The following is a 17,067-nucleotide window of genomic DNA, read 5'->3' on the forward strand; positions in this document are numbered from 1 at the left end:
CTTCCTCCCTCAAAGCTTGAGTTGCCAGATTTTCGCGCCCGTGACGGCGCCGGTCAGCCTTGCCGATCGCGCAGCGGCAAATCCCGGAATGCGCTTGGTGCCTGTCCAGCGACCGTTGTCGGCAAAGACCTCGATCGAGCCCGCATCGAGGAAGATGCGCAGCTGCGAAGGTCTGGCGCCGGACGCCAGATATCGCGGTGGCGGCTTGCCGGTACCGGCATCGAAGAGGATCGCAAGGCCTTCGTCATCGAGCCTGACGCCGAGCGCGACATCCGGGTGATCGAGGACGAGCTCGAAGGCCGCGCCGGCCTCGGGCAGTGCAAGCACGATCTCAACCGCACCGCTTTCGAGTGGAACCGTTTCGCCCGCAGCAAGGGCTGTTTCATCGAGCAGCCTGTGGCGCAGGCTTTCGACTGCCGCGACCGGCGGCGTCAACACGGCATCCCCATCGAGAAGCACGCGACGCGGCAAGGTCATCGCCGTCGGGAAATCGTCCTTCTTGGAAAAGTCTGTCCAGTTGGCAAGCCAGGCGATGCCGACCGGTTCGTCGCCGTCGACGAAGGCCTGGAACGCGTAGGCGTCGGAGCCGAAATCCAGTTCCTGTTCGAATTCGGCCGTGAACGCCCGGCCGTCGAAGCGCCCGACGGAGACGGATGTGAGGTTGCGCCGACCGGTGGCCGGGTCACGGCTTGTGAGCAGGCCAAAGATCAGCGCCCAGCGGGTCTCCGGATCATCCGCGTTGCCGCCGACCGGCAGCATGCAGGGGCACTCCGCCGCGGTCATGCCGAAACCGTCCTCGCGATGGATGATGTCGAGGAAGGTCCAGCCCGTGGCGCCCTGCAGATCCGCCGTCTCGTAAAGGAGGACGACACCGCCCGATCGATCGCGACTGCCAAGCAGCATCTTCCACCGGCCGTCCGGACCCTTGAACACATAGGGATCGCGGAAATCAGTGGTGAGGTTCAGGCCCTGCGGACGGACCGGCAGAACCACCTCGGACGGGCCGGCTACGATGCCATCACGGCTGACGGCCGAGAGCTGGATCTGCTCTTCCGGTTCCCGGTCGCGAACGTGTTCGGTGTAGAAGACCCGGATGTCATCCTCGTCCGGCCCGGAGACGGGGATGGCCGAGCCGGAAAAGGCGCCGCCACGGCCATCGTCCTTTTCCGACAGGTGATCCGCCGGAAACAGGAACATCGGCAGGTGCGTCCAGCGGATCAAATCTTTGGAGACCGCATGGCCCCAGTGCATGGTGTTCCAACGCAAGCCATGCGGATAGTGCTGGTAGAAGAGATGGCCGAGGCCCTTGAACCGGCCGAAGCCGTTTGGGTCGTTCATCCAACCGAAGGGCGAGCGGAAGTGGTAACCGCCGGGAACCTCCGGCGGCGCCGTGCGGACGTCGTGATGGAGGACGCGGATCCCCTCCTCCAGCACCCTCTGCGGGTGGAACGCATAGGCGACGGAGAGCGCGGTTGTTTCTGCATCATAGGCAAGCACCGTGCGGCCACCCGTATCGAGCGTCACCGCGAAGAATTCGAACTCCCCGGCGCGGCGCGTGGACAGACCGGCAATCTCACTGCGGTCTAAGGTGACGGACAGTTTCGCCTCGTCGCCATTTTTGCGCGCCTTCAGCCAGAGATGCAGCACGGTCCCGGCCGGGAGTTCGGCCTCGACGATTTCAAGCACGGGGCTCGCGGGTCTTGTCTGCGAAGTCATAGTCAACCTTTCACGGCGGAGCCGACGAACGAACTTACGAACCAGCGCTGGAAAGCGAGGTAAAGGATGAGGACAGGGATCATCATCAGCACGGACGCGGCCATGGCGCGGTCCCAGTAAATGCTGTCCTGTCCGAAGAAGGTGGCGATCGCGACCGAGATCGGCCGGGCGTAGTCGGTCTGGGTGACCAGCGTCGGCCACAGATACTGGTTCCAGCTCTCGATCCCCATCAGGATCGAGACCGTCGCAAGCGCCGGCAGGCTGAGCGGCATGTAGATCGACCGGTAGATGCGAAACGCCGACGCGCCATCCATCTCCGCAGCTTCGTAGAGTTCCTTCGGCAGTTGTGCGAAGAACTGGTAGAACAGGAAGACATAGAGCGGGCTTGCCACCCAGGGCAGGATCTGCACGGCAAACGTATCCGTCAGGCCCGCCCGCGACATCATCACGACGAGGGGCATGATGATGCTCTCCTGCGGGATGACGTAGAGCGCGACCACGAGGGCAAGCAGGATCGCCTTGCCGCGAAGCGACCCCCAGGCAAGAACAAAGCCGGCCATGGAATTGATGATCAGTCCGGACCCGACGGTGAGAACGAGGATCACCAGCGAGTTGACGAGGTAGCGGCCATAGGCAAGTTCGCCGGAGAAATTGGCGATCTCGCGGTAGTTCGACAGGGTCGGGTCGCTGACCCAGAAGGCGCGGAAGCTGCCCATGTCCGCAAGGATGCGGAAACGGTCATCCTTCAGGCTGGCGATCAGCAACATGAAGAGCGGCGAGATCATCACAAGAGCGATGATGAAGATGCAGACGGTCTGGACGATACGCAGGCCCGTCTTGCTGTTGCCGCGGGGGATCGCCAGCGGGGCTGGCTGGCTGAGCACGAGATCAGACATCGAAGCGCCTCAGGAGTTTGCGCTGGAGAAGCGCGATCAGAAGAACGATGACGAAGAGAATGACGGAGACGGCGGAGGCGTATCCGAGCTTCTGTTCCTCGAAGCCGGCACGCACCATGTAATGCACGACGGTCTCCGTGCTTTCCTTCGGGCCGCCCTGGGTCAGGATCGCAACCTGCGTGTAGAGCTTGAAGGCCTGGATCGTTGTGATGACCAGAACGAAGACATGGGTTGGGCGCAGGCCCGGCATGGTGACGTGCCAGAAGCGGCGCAGTGCACTCGCCCCGTCGATGCGGGCCGCATCGTAAAGTTCGTCCGGAATGCCCTGCAGGCCGGCGAGGTAAATGATCATCTGGAAGCCATAGGCCTGCCAGGCTGACAGCAGCACGATCGAGAACATCGCCCAGTTCGGGTCGCCGAGCCAGTCGATCGGCTGGATCATGCCACCGGACAAGAAACCGACGATCTGGTTGAGCGGACCGCTCGGATACTGAAAGAGCGTGCCCCAGATCACGCAGACCACGACCATCGAGGTAATCGCCGGCAGGAAGAACATGCCGCGCAGAATGTTCTGCATCGGCAGCTTCTGGTGCAACAGCAGCGCCGTCAGGAAGGCAAGGCCGCACTGGACCGGCAGCACCCACACCGTGAAGCGCGTGACGTTCCAGAGCGACGTCCAGAAAAGCGGATCGGTGAACACCCGCTGGAAATTCAGGAGGCCGACGAAGCGCACCGGCGTTGGACGCGGCACGAGCGGCTGATTGGTCATTGCCGTCCAGAAGGACAGAAGAAACGGCGTGATCAGGAAGATGGCGAGCAGCAGCACGGCCGGTGCGATCATCGCGACCTCCTGCCAGAACCGCTGCCGGTCGCGCCGCCTAGCGGGGCGCGGCAGCGCGGCCGTGGACGTCTGTTGCAAGGTCATGGTCTCCTCCTCATCGCTCATCCTCCCAAAATGTCGCAGGGCCGGCCAACGGGTCGGCCCTGCAAAATACGCCCTATTGCTGCTCGTCGAAGGGCGGGTAGCCGGCGTTGTCCTCGATGTCCTGATCGATCTTCTTGGCCGCAGCCGTCAGTGCCTCCTGCGCATCACCGCCATTGAAGATCTTGTCGACCGCCTGCATGAAGGCCGAGGTGATCGTCGGATAGGCCGGGTGGGGCGGACGGGCGACGGCGGTTTTCGAGGCCTGCTCGAAGGCGACGGCAAGCGGCCCGCCTTCGGCGTAGAGTGGGGATTCTGCGGCAAAGCTCTTCAGGCCCGGATAGGCCGACTGGGTCTTTGCATAGTCGCGATAGTCCTTGTCCTTCAGAAGGAAGCTCAGGAATTTTCCGGCGGCCTCAGGGTTTTCGGAGCTCGCGGAGATGCCCCAGATCCAGGTGCCGTTCGGGCTGACGCCCTTTTCGCCGATCTTCGGCAGCGGCATGACGACGATATTGTCCTTCATCGCAGCCGCAGCCTCCGCGTAGAACCAGTGCCCACCCATGGCAAGCGCCGCCGGCTGGCCTTCGGCATAGAACTGGTTGGTGCCGGAAGAGGTCGGAACAACCCAGCCATTTTTCACCCAGGTCTGCATCATCGTCAGCGCCTTGACGCAGGCTTGGCTGTCGAGCGTGCCGCTCGCCTTCCAAGCCTTGCGATCGATCAGGTCGCAGCCCGCACTTTCAAGCAGCGGGCCGTAGGCATAGGTGATCCACTCGGTCTTGATCCCGTAACCGCGGAACGTGTCGATCGGCCACTTCACGCCTTCGAGTTTGGAAAGCTTTTCGAGATAGCCTTCGAATTCCTCGCGCGTCCAGGCATCGTCGACGGACTTCGGAATGCGTGCGCCGATGGCTTCGAGATACTGTTTGTTGCCGTAGAGAACGACCGAGGAGTCAGTGAGACCGATTGCATAGAGGTCCTTGTCGATCGGGTAGGTTCCCTGGGCGATGTTCGAGCCGGTCATGTCGTCGAGGACATCCTTGTCGACGAGTGGCTTGATGGGCTGCAGGTAGCCCGACCAGACGTAGTTAGCGAGAAACGGCGCGTCGAGTTCCATCACGTCGGGCAACTGCTTTGCCATGACGGCGGCGCTGAACTTCTCGTTATAGGCGTCGTGCGGCGCGTAGATCATCTCGACGTCGATGTCGGGATTGGCTTCCTCGAAGCGCTTGGCGACGTCGCCATAGGCCTTCACCCAGCCCGGATCGCCCTGGTGCATCACATGGATGACGGATTTTGCTTCGGCAAATCCGACGGTCCACAAGAGTGCGGAAGACGCGAAAAGCGCGCTAAGTAAACGATTACCCAAATAAGTTGTCATTGATCTTCTCCTCCTATTCAGTTCGACGAAAATGCTGATTGTCAGACCGATGCCCGCTCCACCAGATGAAACGGCAGCTTTCGCAGATGCGGCGGCTGAGGTTCCCCGGCGAGCAGTATCTCCATGGCCAGGCGGCCCATCGCGCGGTGCGGCAGAGCCATCGTCGTCAACGGCGGATCCAGCCGCGAGGCAAGCTCGACCTGGTTGTCGAAGCTGGCCACCGCAATGTCGTCCGGGATTTTAAGGCCGGCGCGCGCAAGGGCCGCATAGACTTCCATTGCGACACGGTCGTTGCCGCACAGGATCGCGTCCGGCCGCTGACCAGTGGCCAGCAATGTCTCGACATGCGACGCGACGAGGCTCGGAGCGCGGTCGCTATAAACGCTGCGGCGCACGGCCGGAAGCACACCAATCGGTTCGATGCCTTCCTCTTCAAGCTCTGCGCGATAACCCTTTTCTCGTAGCGCCCCGGCAAGAATACCCGGCAGGTTGATGAAGGCGATGCGGCGGCGGCCAGATGCGAGCAGGTAACGCACGATCTCGCGCGCCCCACCTTCTTCGTCGGGGACCAGTGACGTGACGCGCCCGGAGGCCTCGCGGCAATTGATCATCACGCCGACGGAGCCCGCCAGTGCCGGCGGCAGATCGACGTCCTTGTGGTACATCGCGGCATAGGCAACGGCACGCGGCCGGAACTGCTGCACCTCGTCGATCACCGAGCCAATTGACTGTCCGCTGCTGTGGTTGACGGCAAACACCGCCATGCCTGCACTGCGCGCAGCACCATCGAGCCCGCGCACGATTTCGGTGGCGAACGGCGAAGTGATCAAGCCATCGGAAACGACGCCGACCAGCGGCAGCCATCCCTGACGCACACCGCGCGCGGCGAGATTGGTCACGTAACCGAGTTCCTCGGCGATCGCCTTGACCTTCTGGCGCGTATCGTCCGACATGCGCGCGGAGCCGCCATGCAACGCGCCGGAGACCGTCTTCACCGAGACGCCCGCACGCTCTGCAATGTCAGAAAGCGAAACTGCCATGATCTACATCATCTCACTTGGGTTATCGATTACCCTATAGTTTGAACGGCGGTCTTTTGTCAAGCGCGGCCGACGGGTACTTGCGACTGCGGCGATGAACCGATGGTTCGTCGCAGGCGTCCATCTGACCCAAGCGACCCCTCCGCCATTCGTTGCCCGTCGCCAAGGCGTCACGGCCGTCTTCCCTGGGGACGCAGCAAAGGCAGCGATCTTCGACGTCCTCGGCAACGCCGTCGAATGCGAGAGCAAGGTGGAATATGACCTTCTCGCCAAAGCCAGCGCCTTGATGGCCACCTATTTCGGCATCATGCGCACGACAGAATGGCTCGCCCTAAATGGCCTGCCGGAAGAAAAGGGGCCGCGCCTATCTCGCGCCCCTGTTTGCCGGTCTTTCCGAAGCGGCACTTCACCCAAGGCAAGGATGTCGATTTCGTCGTCTGAGCCGCGAGTTTGCCACCAAGGGCAACCTCAACAGATGTTCCGGGACTTCGACGAAAGGGGCGGAACCCAAGCGCTGACGCGAGCGTTCGACAGAGTGTACAACCGCTAACAGGTGACTCACGCTGCCATTTCGCCCCATGCGGTTGATTAGATCACGAATTCCTCCTCATAGGTCTGCGGCTCGGGAACGACCGTAACCTCCACCGGTACGATCCAATTGGCCGCGTAGCTCTCGAAGTCGGAACGCTGCTGGTCGGGCTGCACGCGCCCCGCCCCATCGATCGCGCGACATCGCAGTTTGTATTGCCCCACCTTTTCAGGGGTCCAAATGCACTCCCACAAGCGCCATGCAAAGGGACGTTCTGTTTCGAGGAGGCTTCCCTCGCGCCAGCCCCGACCATCTCCGGTGCAGACCTGCACCTGCCGGATAGCGGACTCGCCGCTCCAGGCGGCTCCGAAAATTCGATACGGTTGGCCGGCGATGAGACGTGCGCCCTGCACGGGTCGCGCGATCTGCGCTTTGACCTCCATCTCCGTGAGGGGGACTAGTCTGGGTTCCCCGAGGTTACGCTCCCAACGGAAGTACTCACGCGCCTGCCAGTAGCCAAGGAATGGTTGTTCCAAAACCGTGATATGGGTGATCCACTTGACCCAAGCCATGCCGAACCACCCACCCACTACCGCGCGCAGCGGGTAGCCGTGATCGCGCGTCAACGGCTCCTCGTTCATCGAATGGGCAAGGATCGTGCTGTGCGACGTGGCCTTCTCAAGCGGTAAACTGCGCGCAAAAGCGATGGGGCCAGGAGAAGCCGTTTTCTTGTTCGTGTCGATGACGCCGCTGTCTGCGCCCACAAGCAGAACCTCACGCGCGGTTGGCTTAACGCCCGCCATTTCCAAAATCTCGCTGAGAAGAACTCCTGTCCACGCAGCATTGCCGACGGCTCCGTTCTGCCACTGCAACCCCTCCTTCTGCGGCACATAGTAGACGCGGCCATTCCCGGCGCATTCGACGACGGCAGTCAAGGTCGTGCTCCGCATCGCCTTGATGCTGTCGAGGTCAAGTTCGAGCGGCCGCGCCACCGCCCCGTCAACGCGCAATCTCCAGTCTCGCGCATCGAGGTCCGGCGAAGGGAAATGGTTTCGCACGAAGAACAGCTCGGTTGGGATCAGCCAATCGGAGAGCGACGCAAATGGGAACTCGGTATTCTGTGGGGATTTTTGTCGAACTATCAGGCTGGGTTGTTCTGGTGTCGGCATCGTTCTCGTCTCCCCTTCTAACGCACAACCTTGGTATCCACTCCCGCGAACTCCGCTTAGATCACACCGCCCCTCGCAGTGCGTCTATCGCGTTCCGCCTTCGGCTGCATTCTAGCCCATACCGCGCGCTCCTCGGATCGACCACTGACGGCGGCATGCCGCTATGGGCACACGTCTCTTTCGCGCCGCCTTGTCGTTGAGACAGTTCCGCTGGAAAAGACCAGCAACATGTTGTTGGCTGGCATCTCGATCGTCTCGCGGAGAACAAGTCCAGCGGCCTCACCCAATTGTTCAAGGTCGGCAATATCACGCACACCCCAGGATCGGTTGCGCTCCTTTAGAGCGGCGTCGAAAGCAGCATTCGAGGGGGCGCTGTGTACCCCGTCGCGCATGAAGGGACCGTAGAGAAGGAGAAGCCCACCATCGCCAAGCAAACGGCCAGCTCCTGCGAACAATCCTGAGCTTGCCGTCCATGGCGCGATGTGGATCATATTGATGGATACGATGGCGTCAAAATGCCCCGTTTGTTCGACGATCCATTGTCCTGAGCACACATCAATATCCCGCGGTGCCAGCACATTCTTCAGCCTTGAGAATTTGATCCAGCTAGACGTGCTGGCGCGGGCGTCGGCATCCGGATCGCTCGGCTGCCAGGTGATGTCTGGCATTGCCCCCGCAAAACACACAGCGTGCTCGCCGGTCCCGCATCCAATCTCCAGCACGGTGCCACGTGTTGGAAGGACACGTTGTAGGACCGCGAGGATCGGCGCCGAATTTCGCGCAGCGGAAGGTGAGAACATGCGCTGGTCGGCGCTTACGTCGCGCTGTTCCAGCGCAACAGGCGAACGGTCCTTTTTCTCTGGGAGCATTGGCCTGCAATCCCCTTTGGGCGATGTCTCCACCTTATAGCTGAAATGACTGAAATCAAGGATTTCGGACTTACAAAGGGCCGTCGGCGATCGAACGGATTGCGGTCCCTGGAAACTTTTCTGGTGGGCCTATAACGTTCAAGGCGTCGGCTCATAACGGTTTGGTGGCAGGTTTGAGTCCACCCCATCCTGATCGCCAAACGTCGGTGTGGGAGATCTTGAAAACCAATCTCACCATTCCCAGATCATTTTCCGTCTTCTTTCATCCGGTTAGATAGGAAGGAGGGAAACATGTATCTTCCGGAGATGCCATGGTCTGTGCCGTTGCAGGTAACGTTCCAGAACGGCACCAATCGCACCTTTTCATCGGTATTCGACGCGCTCGTTTTTCTGGAGAACGAGTGGCCGCGGCGGCGCGGACGGCGCTACGAGCAAACCGTCGAAGTTTGTCGACGCGCGCTTAACCGAAGGGCGCCGGTTGCGGTCGCGCGTGAAGCTTTTGTCGCTGCGTGTCTGGAGGCGGGCCTTCCAGCGAAAGGGCTAGCCCACCGCACCAGGCCGAGAGGCGATGACAGGCCCTCTGCCGCATAGTCGAGGATGGGGATGCTCCGATGTTTGACCCCTTGGAAAGTGCCTGGATAAGCCCGACCGAGCTGAACTTCCTGCAAGCCATCTTCGACCGGGTCTGCATGTGGTGCCAGATTGACAGGCCCAGCGAGCGTGCCGACCGCCTCGCGACCTACCTGTTGCATGAATTTCGGGCTGGTATTCGCGACGAGACGGCTCTCTTCGAAGCAGCAATGTGGCGCGAGGCGCGTCGTTCAAAGTCCGGATCGATGCATGAGCATGACAAAGGGCTCGGCGACACCACAATCAACTAGACACATGGCGCGCCGTCCTCACGGCGCGCCATTCGTCCGAACCATCCGCTCCCGATGATGCTCCAGTTGAAGATGCGGCGCTTTCGTCGATGGTAGACTGCCGCGACAATCACTTTCCATCCACGCGGGCCGCGCTCCAGCTCATTGTTCCGTTGCGGAACGTGAAGCGCGAGCAGCACTGAGTTGTATCCTCGCCGAACGCCGTTTTCGGAGACCCATCGCCATCGGAAGCTTGCTCTATCTAGTAGATGAATTGTTCGCGAGCCGATCTGACCGGGTACAGGCCTATACCATTGCGATCGACGTTTTGGGCAGGCCAGCCTCGTTTGATTAGGACAAGGACCCGATAGCGCGTGTCGAGGTCGGGCGCCTGTGGGCTGCACTAGCGCAATACTACGATACCGTGAGTGAAGAGCTGGAGCTTCGCATCGAGGTTCCCAAAGGCACCCGCGTTTTGTGGCCAGCGACAATCGGGCGAGCGTATCGGAAGTCGTAAAGGCTGTCTCTCAGATGGGAAACGAACCAATTGAGCAGAGCGCCAGCGTCCAGCTAAAGCCTTACTTTGTTCGGTCCTGATTGCTGGCGCCGTCGCAATCGGGGAGCCGTTTTTCTCGGTCTCGTCGAGCCTGTTCTGTGGCAACCGACGCTTTCTGCCACGCCGACGATCATCATCGACGTTGAGGCTTTACCTGGCGCCGATGACGCTGCGCATGAGACGGTTAGCTACTACCTAACTCGTGCGTTTATCGCTAGGCGCCCGATTCTTCGAAAGACCCGCCGGCTCAACTCCCTCAGCGCTCATGTGGCGATCCCACCGCCTGCGGTTGCTTTACCGGAAGTTTTCAATAACTTGCGCTTCCAATAGAAATCAATCGCAAGCTCGCCCTAATGAATGAAGGCTATGAACAAGTCATTTGAAGCGACTGCAAGCTTGCAGGTCACAGATATCGAGCACTTCGGATTGCCGCGCTCTCGATTCGACACGACAGGCATGCGGCAGCAGGACGCCCATCTGATGTGGCGCGAGTCGATCGGCGTGCTGTTCGACACGCGTCTTCGCGGCGCGTCAGACGAACCATTTTTTGCCAGCGTCGATGCGGCCCTGATAGGGAGTGTCGGCGTTGCACGGACCCGATCGAAAAGCCAGGATTTCGATCGGTCGCGCTACAAGATCGCCCGGGACGGCATGGATGGGTATCTCGTACAGTTCTATGTTAGCGGCGAAAGCGGAGGCCGCGGCAACTCCGACCGCATCGCCCGCGCTGGCGATCTCTACGTGATCGATATGGCACAACCCCTCGCCACATCCACGATCGATCATGAGCATCTAAGCCTCGCCATTCCACGCCAGATGCTGGCGCCCCGTCTGAAGCGCCCGGACGACAATCATGAATTGGTCCTACCGGCGAGTATGCCGCTCGTTTCGCTGTTGAGGGATACGCTCGGCAGCCTGCACAAACAGCTGGATCATATCTCCGTCGGCGACGCGGAGGCGGTCCTGTCTCCGCTGCTTGATCTTGCCGGCGCTGCGATCAACAGCCAGACGAACGAGGGCAATGCAGCAAGCGTCGGCCATGCGCTGTCGATCGCGGTCAGGCGCTACATAACCGACCACCTGCTCGAACCCGATCTGACCGTGGAGCGCGTCATGGGCGCATTCGGTCTGTCGCGCCGAACGATCTACCGGCTTCTGGAGCTGGTTGGGGGATTTTCGGTTTTCCTGGCGCAGCAACGGCTGCGGCGCGCCTTCATAAACCTGCGAGCGCCGGAATACAGGCGCGTTGCGATCGCAGACCTCGCCTCAGCGCATGGTTTTACCAACGCGGCAAATTTCAGCCGAGCCTTTCGGCGGGAATTCGGCATGTCGCCGCGGGAGCTGCGGCATCTTTCGGCGCATCATCCCACCCTGCTGAAATCCTCACCCGGATTGTCGGCGACCGACTGGTCGCAATGGATCGGCCTGATCGGGCGATAGGGACCTGCACGGCAAACGGTAGGCGTGGCGTCGAGACCGCCGATTTGGCAATAAATGCAGGGTCATTGGCACGGGGTGCGCATTTCCGCGCCTGACCGCCTCCGCCAATTGAAGACGGCGCTTTCTCCGAGCTAACACGAAGCGCGCCTGCCATGGCGCGGTTTTTGTTGAGAGAAATTCGTCATGACAAGCTACCGATCGGCCAGTGCCGCACGCTCCCGCAGCCCGGCCGTTCACAGTGCAAGCGGCGGCAGCACCTCGGCGATGCTGTCTGATCGCATCGTCGAACGAACGCGCGTCGCAGCGCCGGCTGAGCCGGGACCGAAGGATGCAAAGCTGCGCGGGTTTTGGCGCAATCAGGTCCGGTTGCTGGCAGCGTTGACCTTTCTTCTTTTCGGCCTTCTGGCTGCGGCGGGAGAGGCGTTCGCATCGAAAGGGTGCGAGGATATCGTTGCGGATCTCAACGGGAAAGAGGTCGGCTTCTTCTCGGGGACCTATCCAAAAACGGACTTTGAAACCACGGACCAGCTCCATATCGACCTGATCCGCAATCCGACCTACGTGGATTACGGATACTTTTCCGCGGTCGCCCAAATAGGCGCCCAATACATGTCGGTCGAGAATCAGGCAGGCACGGTAACCGGCGACGAATCCGCATCGATATCAGGGAAAGACCTCGTTCAAGGTGGTCTCTTCGTCGAAACCATAAACTATAGCACCACGACATCCCCCTGGCGTATGGAGGTGGTCTGTGTCACGAAGAGCAATCCTGGAGACGCCTTACTTTCCGCTCTTGTCCTGTCGAGCGGCACGCTCGAGCCTGCCTTCGACACCAGCAGACACAGCTATACGGCCACCGTGGCCCACAGCGTTTCCACCCTTGCGGTAACACCGTCCGCCACCGGCGCCACTGCGACGATGACGATCAACGGGGTCAGCGCTGTGTCGGGCGCATCGACGAATGTTCCGCTCGATGTTGGCAGCAACACAGTCGATATCATCGTCACAACCGAAGACCGCATGACCAGGAGGATTTATCGGGTGGTCGTCACGCGCGCCGCACCTCCCACGATCACCGGTATCACCCCGTCCACCGGAAGTACGGCCGGTGGACAGTCCGTGACCATCACCGGCACCAACTTCATCGGTGTGAGTGCCGTTACCTTCGGCGGCACGGCTGCCACCACGTTCACCGTCGACAGCGCCACCCGGATTACCGCCATTGCGCCGGCACGAACGGCCGGACCGGCCGATGTGACCGTGACGACCGTCGACAACACCTCCGTGACGCGCGCGAACGGCTATACCTACGGCTCCACGCCGGTCGTCACTGCCGTCAAGCCGGTCAACACACCCGCACGAACCTACGCGATCGGCGCCTCGCTGATGTTCGACGTGGATTTCGATCAGAAGATCGCCATCAGCAACGGAGTCCCGCACCTCAAGGCCGTCCTTGGCGCTGTCGAGCGACGGATGAACTTGATCGGATATGGCTGGAGCACCATGAGGTTCGCCTACACGGTTGTCGAAAACGATCTCGACGAAGACGGAATCGCGATCGGGTCGATGTCGCTCGAAGGCGCCACAATCAAGGATTACTACCACGTAGCGGACGCAGACGTAACACTGCGCAACATTGCCGACACGTCTGACATCAGGATCGACGGCGTCCGGCCAACGGTCGCTTCAATCAAGCCCGGTGCGACGGGCACGGTGTTCGATGTCGCGTTTTCCGAACCGGTCACGGCCGTGGACATCGGCAAGTTCACCCTGGCGAAAACGGGAACGGCACAAGGCACGATCGACAGCGTGTCGGGATCGGGCGGGTCCTATCGAGTTCATCTGGCGGATGTTTCAGGAGACGGCACCTTGGCTCTCAGCCTGTCCGCCGGCACGGGCATAAAGGATATCGCCGGCAACGAGATGACAAGCGCGTTCACCGGCGGCACGCCCATGATCGTCGCGCCCTCCAGCGATGCCAGCCTCTCGGGCATTGGCCTATCAGACGGCGCGCTCGCTCCCGGCTTCGACGCGGGCACCACCAGCTACACGGTCTCGGTGGGCAACAACGTGGCCAACATCGCCGTCACGCCGGCCAGCACACATCCCGGCGCCATCGTCTCGGTCAACGGAGCCGTCGTCTCGGCGCCGGGCAGCGTTCCCGTCAGCCTCCAGGTCGGCGACAACGCCATAAGCATCGTGGTTACGGCGCAGGACGTCGTCACGAAGGCGACCTACGACATCGTCGTCAATCGCGCGGGTGCAGTTCCGGACGCACCGACAGCCGTCAGCGCTGTGCCGGGTGACGGCGAGGCGACGGTCAGCTTCACCGCCCCTATGAACGCGGGCACCACGCCGATCAGCATCTACACCGTGACGGCTGATCCAGGTGGTGCCGTGGCAACCGGCGGATCGAGTCCCATCACCGTGAAGGGCCTTGCAAACGGCACGGTCTACGCCTTCACAGTCACGGCCACCAACAGCATCGGCCCCGGTCCGGTCTCCCATCTGTCCGGTTCGGTCACACCAAAGCCTGCTCCGGTCGCCAACGCTGTGAGTGCGACGGTTGCGGCGAACTCCACGGCCAATCCGATGACGCTCAGCCTCAGTGGCGGCGCGGCGGACGCGCTGGCCATCACCCAGCCGACGCACGGTGCGGCTGCGGTTTCGGGACTGGCGATCACCTACACCCCGACACCTGGCTACTCCGGTTCCGACAGCTTCACCTATACCGCCACCAACACCACCGGCACGTCCGCCGCCGCGACCGTGACGATAACCGTTTCTGCGCCGACCCTCACCTTCTCGCCGCCGGCTGGCGCCCTATCGGGTGGAACGGCCGCGACCGCTTATGGCGGCGTCACCGTTACGGCCGCAGCCGGCACCGCACCCTACACCTACGCCGTCAACGGCACCCTGCCCGATGGGCTGACACTCGACCCACCGTCCGGTCTTATCTCGGGAACGCCGACGACCGCCGGAGACTACACCTTCACGGTCACGGCCACCGACGCCAACAACGCCACGGGGACAGCGGCCTACTCGATCGCGATCGCGGTCGAGGCGCCGACCGTCGGCGATGTGAGCGCGACGGTCGCGGCAAACTCCACGGCGAACGCGGTAGCGCTCGATCTCGGCGGCGGGGTTGCCGATACGCTGGCCATCGGGACGTCGCCATCCCACGGCACAGCTTCAGTTTCGGGACTTGCGATCAGCTATACACCGACACCAGGCTATTCCGGCTCCGACAGCTTCACCTACACCGCCACCAACACCACCGGTACGTCGAATGCGGCGACTGTGACCATCACCGTTTCTGCGCCGACCCTCAGCTTCTCGCCCGTGGCCGGCGCCTTGCCCGGCGGTACCGCCAAAACCGCCTACAGCGGCGTCACGGTCGCGGCATCAGCCGGCACCGCCCCCTACATCTACGCCGTCAACGGCACGCTGCCGGACGGGTTGACGCTCGATCCAGCGTCCGGCCTCATATCGGGAACGCCGATGACCGCCGGGGACTACCCGTTCACGATCACGGCCACCGACGCCAACAACGCCACGGGGACGGCAGCCTACTCGATCGCCATTGCGGTCGAGGCGCCGACCACCGGCAATGTGAGCGCAACGGTCGCAGCGAACTCCACGGCCAACCCCGTCACACCAGATCTCGGCGGCGGGATCGCCGATACTCTGACCATCGGCACGCAGGCGACGCACGGCACGGCTTCGGTGTCGGGACTGGCGATCACCTACACCCCGACACCGGGCTATTCCGGCTCCGACAGGTTCACCTACACCGCCACCAATGCCACCGGCACGTCCACGGCGTCGACGGTGACGATCACCATCACCGCCCCCACCCTCAGTTTCTCGCCCTCAGCGGGCACGTTGACCGAGGGTATCGTCGGGACAGCCTATGACGTCACCCTCGTCGCGTCGGCCGGCACCGCGCCCTATCGCTATGCCGTGACTTCAGGCGCACTGCCTGCAGGCCTTGCGCTGGATGGCATCACCGGTCGCATTTCGGGGATGCCGACGACGGCCGGAAGCTACAATTTCACCGTGACAGCGACCGACGCCAACAACGCAACGGGAACCGCAAGCTACTCGATCGCCATCGTCATCCAGGCTCCGACAGCCAAAGATGTGCGGGCGACTGTCGCAGCAAACTCCGCAGCCAACCCGATCAGGCTCGATCTCACCGGCGGCCCAGCGAATTCCGTGGCCATCGGCGCCCAGCCGGCGCACGGCACGGCCGCCGTGTCGGGACTGGCGATCACCTATACCCCGACACCGGGCTATTCCGGTTCCGACAGCTTCACCTATGTGGGCACCAACGCCACCGGCACCTCGCCTGCCGCAACGGTGGCGATCACAGTGACAGCACCGACTCTCACCTTCTCGCCGCCGGCTGGTGCGCTGGCGAGTGGAACCGCCGGAGGCGCCTATAGCGGCATCACCGTCACCGCCTCGGCCGGAGGCGCGCCCTATCGATATGCGATCACATCGGGCCAGCTTCCTGCGGGCCTCGAGCTCGACGGCGCGACCGGCGCGATCGGCGGCACTCCAACCCGGGCCGGAAACCACGATTTCACCGTGACGGCGACAGATGCCAACAACGCTGCGGGAACCGCGCGCTATTCGATCGTGGTTGCAGCGGCTCCGGTCGATTTCACCTTCGAGCCACCCGCTGGAGCGCTCGCGGAAGCAATGGCCGGCGAGGACTACAGCCAGCCGATCGCCGCCAAAGGCGGAACCGGCCCAATGCTCTATCGCCTTGCATCCGGCGCCTTGCCCAAAGGCATGGTCCTCAACGTCTCAACGGGTGAACTGACCGGCCCGCTGGCCGCGGACGCCGGAGGCAGTTACACGTTTGTGATCGAGGTTCGCGACAGCAACGGCGCAACGGGAACGGTAAGCTACTCCGTGAAAGTCCAGGCCCGCGCGATCACCGTCACCGACAAGGTGGTCGATGTCCCGACCGGATCGGCGCCGCCGGACGTCTATCTCAATCGCGGCGCCACCGGTGGTCCGTTCATCGCGGCCGAGGCGACCGTTGTCGAGCCGGCCCAGGCCGGAACGGCGTCCATCATCCAGGGCGAGTTGGCACAGGTTGGTCCGGCGGTAGCCCCGATTGGCTGGTATCTGAAGTTCACGCCCAACAAGGCCTATTCCGGTCGGGTGCGCATCGGCTTTCGTATGGTCAGCGCGCTTGGTACTTCCAACACCGGGACCGTGACCTACAATCTCGCCTTCGATGCGTCCGGGCATGCCGCGGAGATCGATGCGCTCGTGCGTGACTTCGTGCGGACGCGGCAGAACCTGATCGCCTCGACCATCAAGGTGCCGGGTCTGCTCGACCGGCGGCGGATGGCCGCGGGATCAGACACGGTCACCACGCGCATGACACCTTCCACCGATGGCGTCACACTCGGCTTTTCCACCAGCCTTGCCCAAATGGAGGCCGCGCGCGACAGGGCCGATGGGGTTGACCAGGCTGAAGCCTCGCCCTTCAACATCTGGCTCGACAGCACGTTCCTGATGCACCGCCGCAAGGACGACGACGACAGGTGGGGCAACTTCGGCATGGTCTCGCTTGGCGCAGACTATCTGCTGTCGGAGAAAGCACTGCTCGGCGTGTCCTTCCATTACGACCGGATGACCGACCCGACCGACGAGGATGCGGAGCTGT

The 17,067-nt window shown here is 62.3% G+C and carries 11 protein-coding genes; 4 read left to right on the forward strand and 7 right to left on the reverse strand.

Going from position 1 to position 17,067, the window contains the following annotated elements; all coding sequences use genetic code 11:
- Positions 1-9 precede the first annotated feature (9 nt).
- The 7 genes from BLU15_RS36180 to BLU15_RS36215 form a co-directional block, all read right to left on the reverse strand.
- Entirely contained in the window at positions 10-1,716 is a 1,707-nt protein-coding gene (locus BLU15_RS36180) for a GH32 C-terminal domain-containing protein (protein WP_090302049.1), read from the reverse strand.
- A gap of 2 nt (positions 1,717-1,718) precedes the next feature.
- Positions 1,719-2,612, reverse strand: coding sequence for a carbohydrate ABC transporter permease (locus tag BLU15_RS36185; protein WP_090302050.1), 894 nt, complete (start codon positions 2,610-2,612; stop codon positions 1,719-1,721).
- Positions 2,605-3,537, reverse strand: coding sequence for a carbohydrate ABC transporter permease (locus BLU15_RS36190; RefSeq protein ID WP_090302051.1), 933 nt, complete (start codon positions 3,535-3,537; stop codon positions 2,605-2,607). The genes BLU15_RS36185 and BLU15_RS36190 overlap by 8 nt, the downstream gene beginning before the upstream one ends.
- Positions 3,538-3,610: 73 nt before the next feature.
- Entirely contained in the window at positions 3,611-4,915 is a 1,305-nt protein-coding gene (locus BLU15_RS36195; RefSeq protein ID WP_090302053.1) for an ABC transporter substrate-binding protein, read from the reverse strand.
- 41 nt (positions 4,916-4,956) lie between these two features.
- Entirely contained in the window at positions 4,957-5,955 is a 999-nt protein-coding gene (locus tag BLU15_RS36200) for a LacI family DNA-binding transcriptional regulator (RefSeq protein WP_090302055.1), read from the reverse strand.
- Between the two features lie 588 nt (positions 5,956-6,543).
- Positions 6,544-7,653 carry a sulfite oxidase gene (locus tag BLU15_RS36210; protein WP_090302057.1) on the reverse strand — a complete coding sequence of 370 codons (1,110 nt, stop codon included), beginning with the start codon at positions 7,651-7,653 and terminating at the stop codon, positions 6,544-6,546.
- Between the two features lie 161 nt (positions 7,654-7,814).
- Positions 7,815-8,522 (reverse strand): DUF938 domain-containing protein, encoded by a 708-nt coding sequence (locus tag BLU15_RS36215; protein WP_090302059.1) that lies wholly within the window; start codon positions 8,520-8,522, stop codon positions 7,815-7,817.
- Between the two features lie 291 nt (positions 8,523-8,813).
- Here BLU15_RS36215 and BLU15_RS36220 point away from each other — a divergent pair, with 291 nt between their 5' ends.
- The 4 genes from BLU15_RS36220 to BLU15_RS36235 form a co-directional block, all read left to right on the forward strand.
- Positions 8,814-9,113, forward strand: a complete 300-nt coding sequence (locus tag BLU15_RS36220) for a DUF982 domain-containing protein (RefSeq protein WP_090302061.1) — start codon at positions 8,814-8,816, stop codon at positions 9,111-9,113.
- Positions 9,114-9,133: 20 nt separating this feature from the next.
- The gene (locus BLU15_RS36225; protein ID WP_090302063.1) at positions 9,134-9,403 is read left to right on the forward strand and encodes a hypothetical protein; all 270 of its coding nucleotides are present in this window, start codon (positions 9,134-9,136) and stop codon (positions 9,401-9,403) included.
- A 901-nt stretch (positions 9,404-10,304) separates the two neighbouring features.
- A complete protein-coding gene (locus BLU15_RS36230; RefSeq protein WP_176960470.1) occupies positions 10,305-11,378 on the forward strand; it encodes an AraC-like ligand-binding domain-containing protein in 1,074 nt (357 codons plus the stop codon).
- 183 nt (positions 11,379-11,561) lie between these two features.
- Positions 11,562-17,067 (forward strand): beta strand repeat-containing protein (locus BLU15_RS36235; protein ID WP_176960471.1); only part of this gene is annotated, 5,506 nt, incomplete at its 3' end.

The organism is Ensifer sp. YR511 (genome assembly GCF_900103045.1).
Taxonomy (GTDB): domain Bacteria; phylum Pseudomonadota; class Alphaproteobacteria; order Rhizobiales; family Rhizobiaceae; genus Ensifer; species Ensifer adhaerens.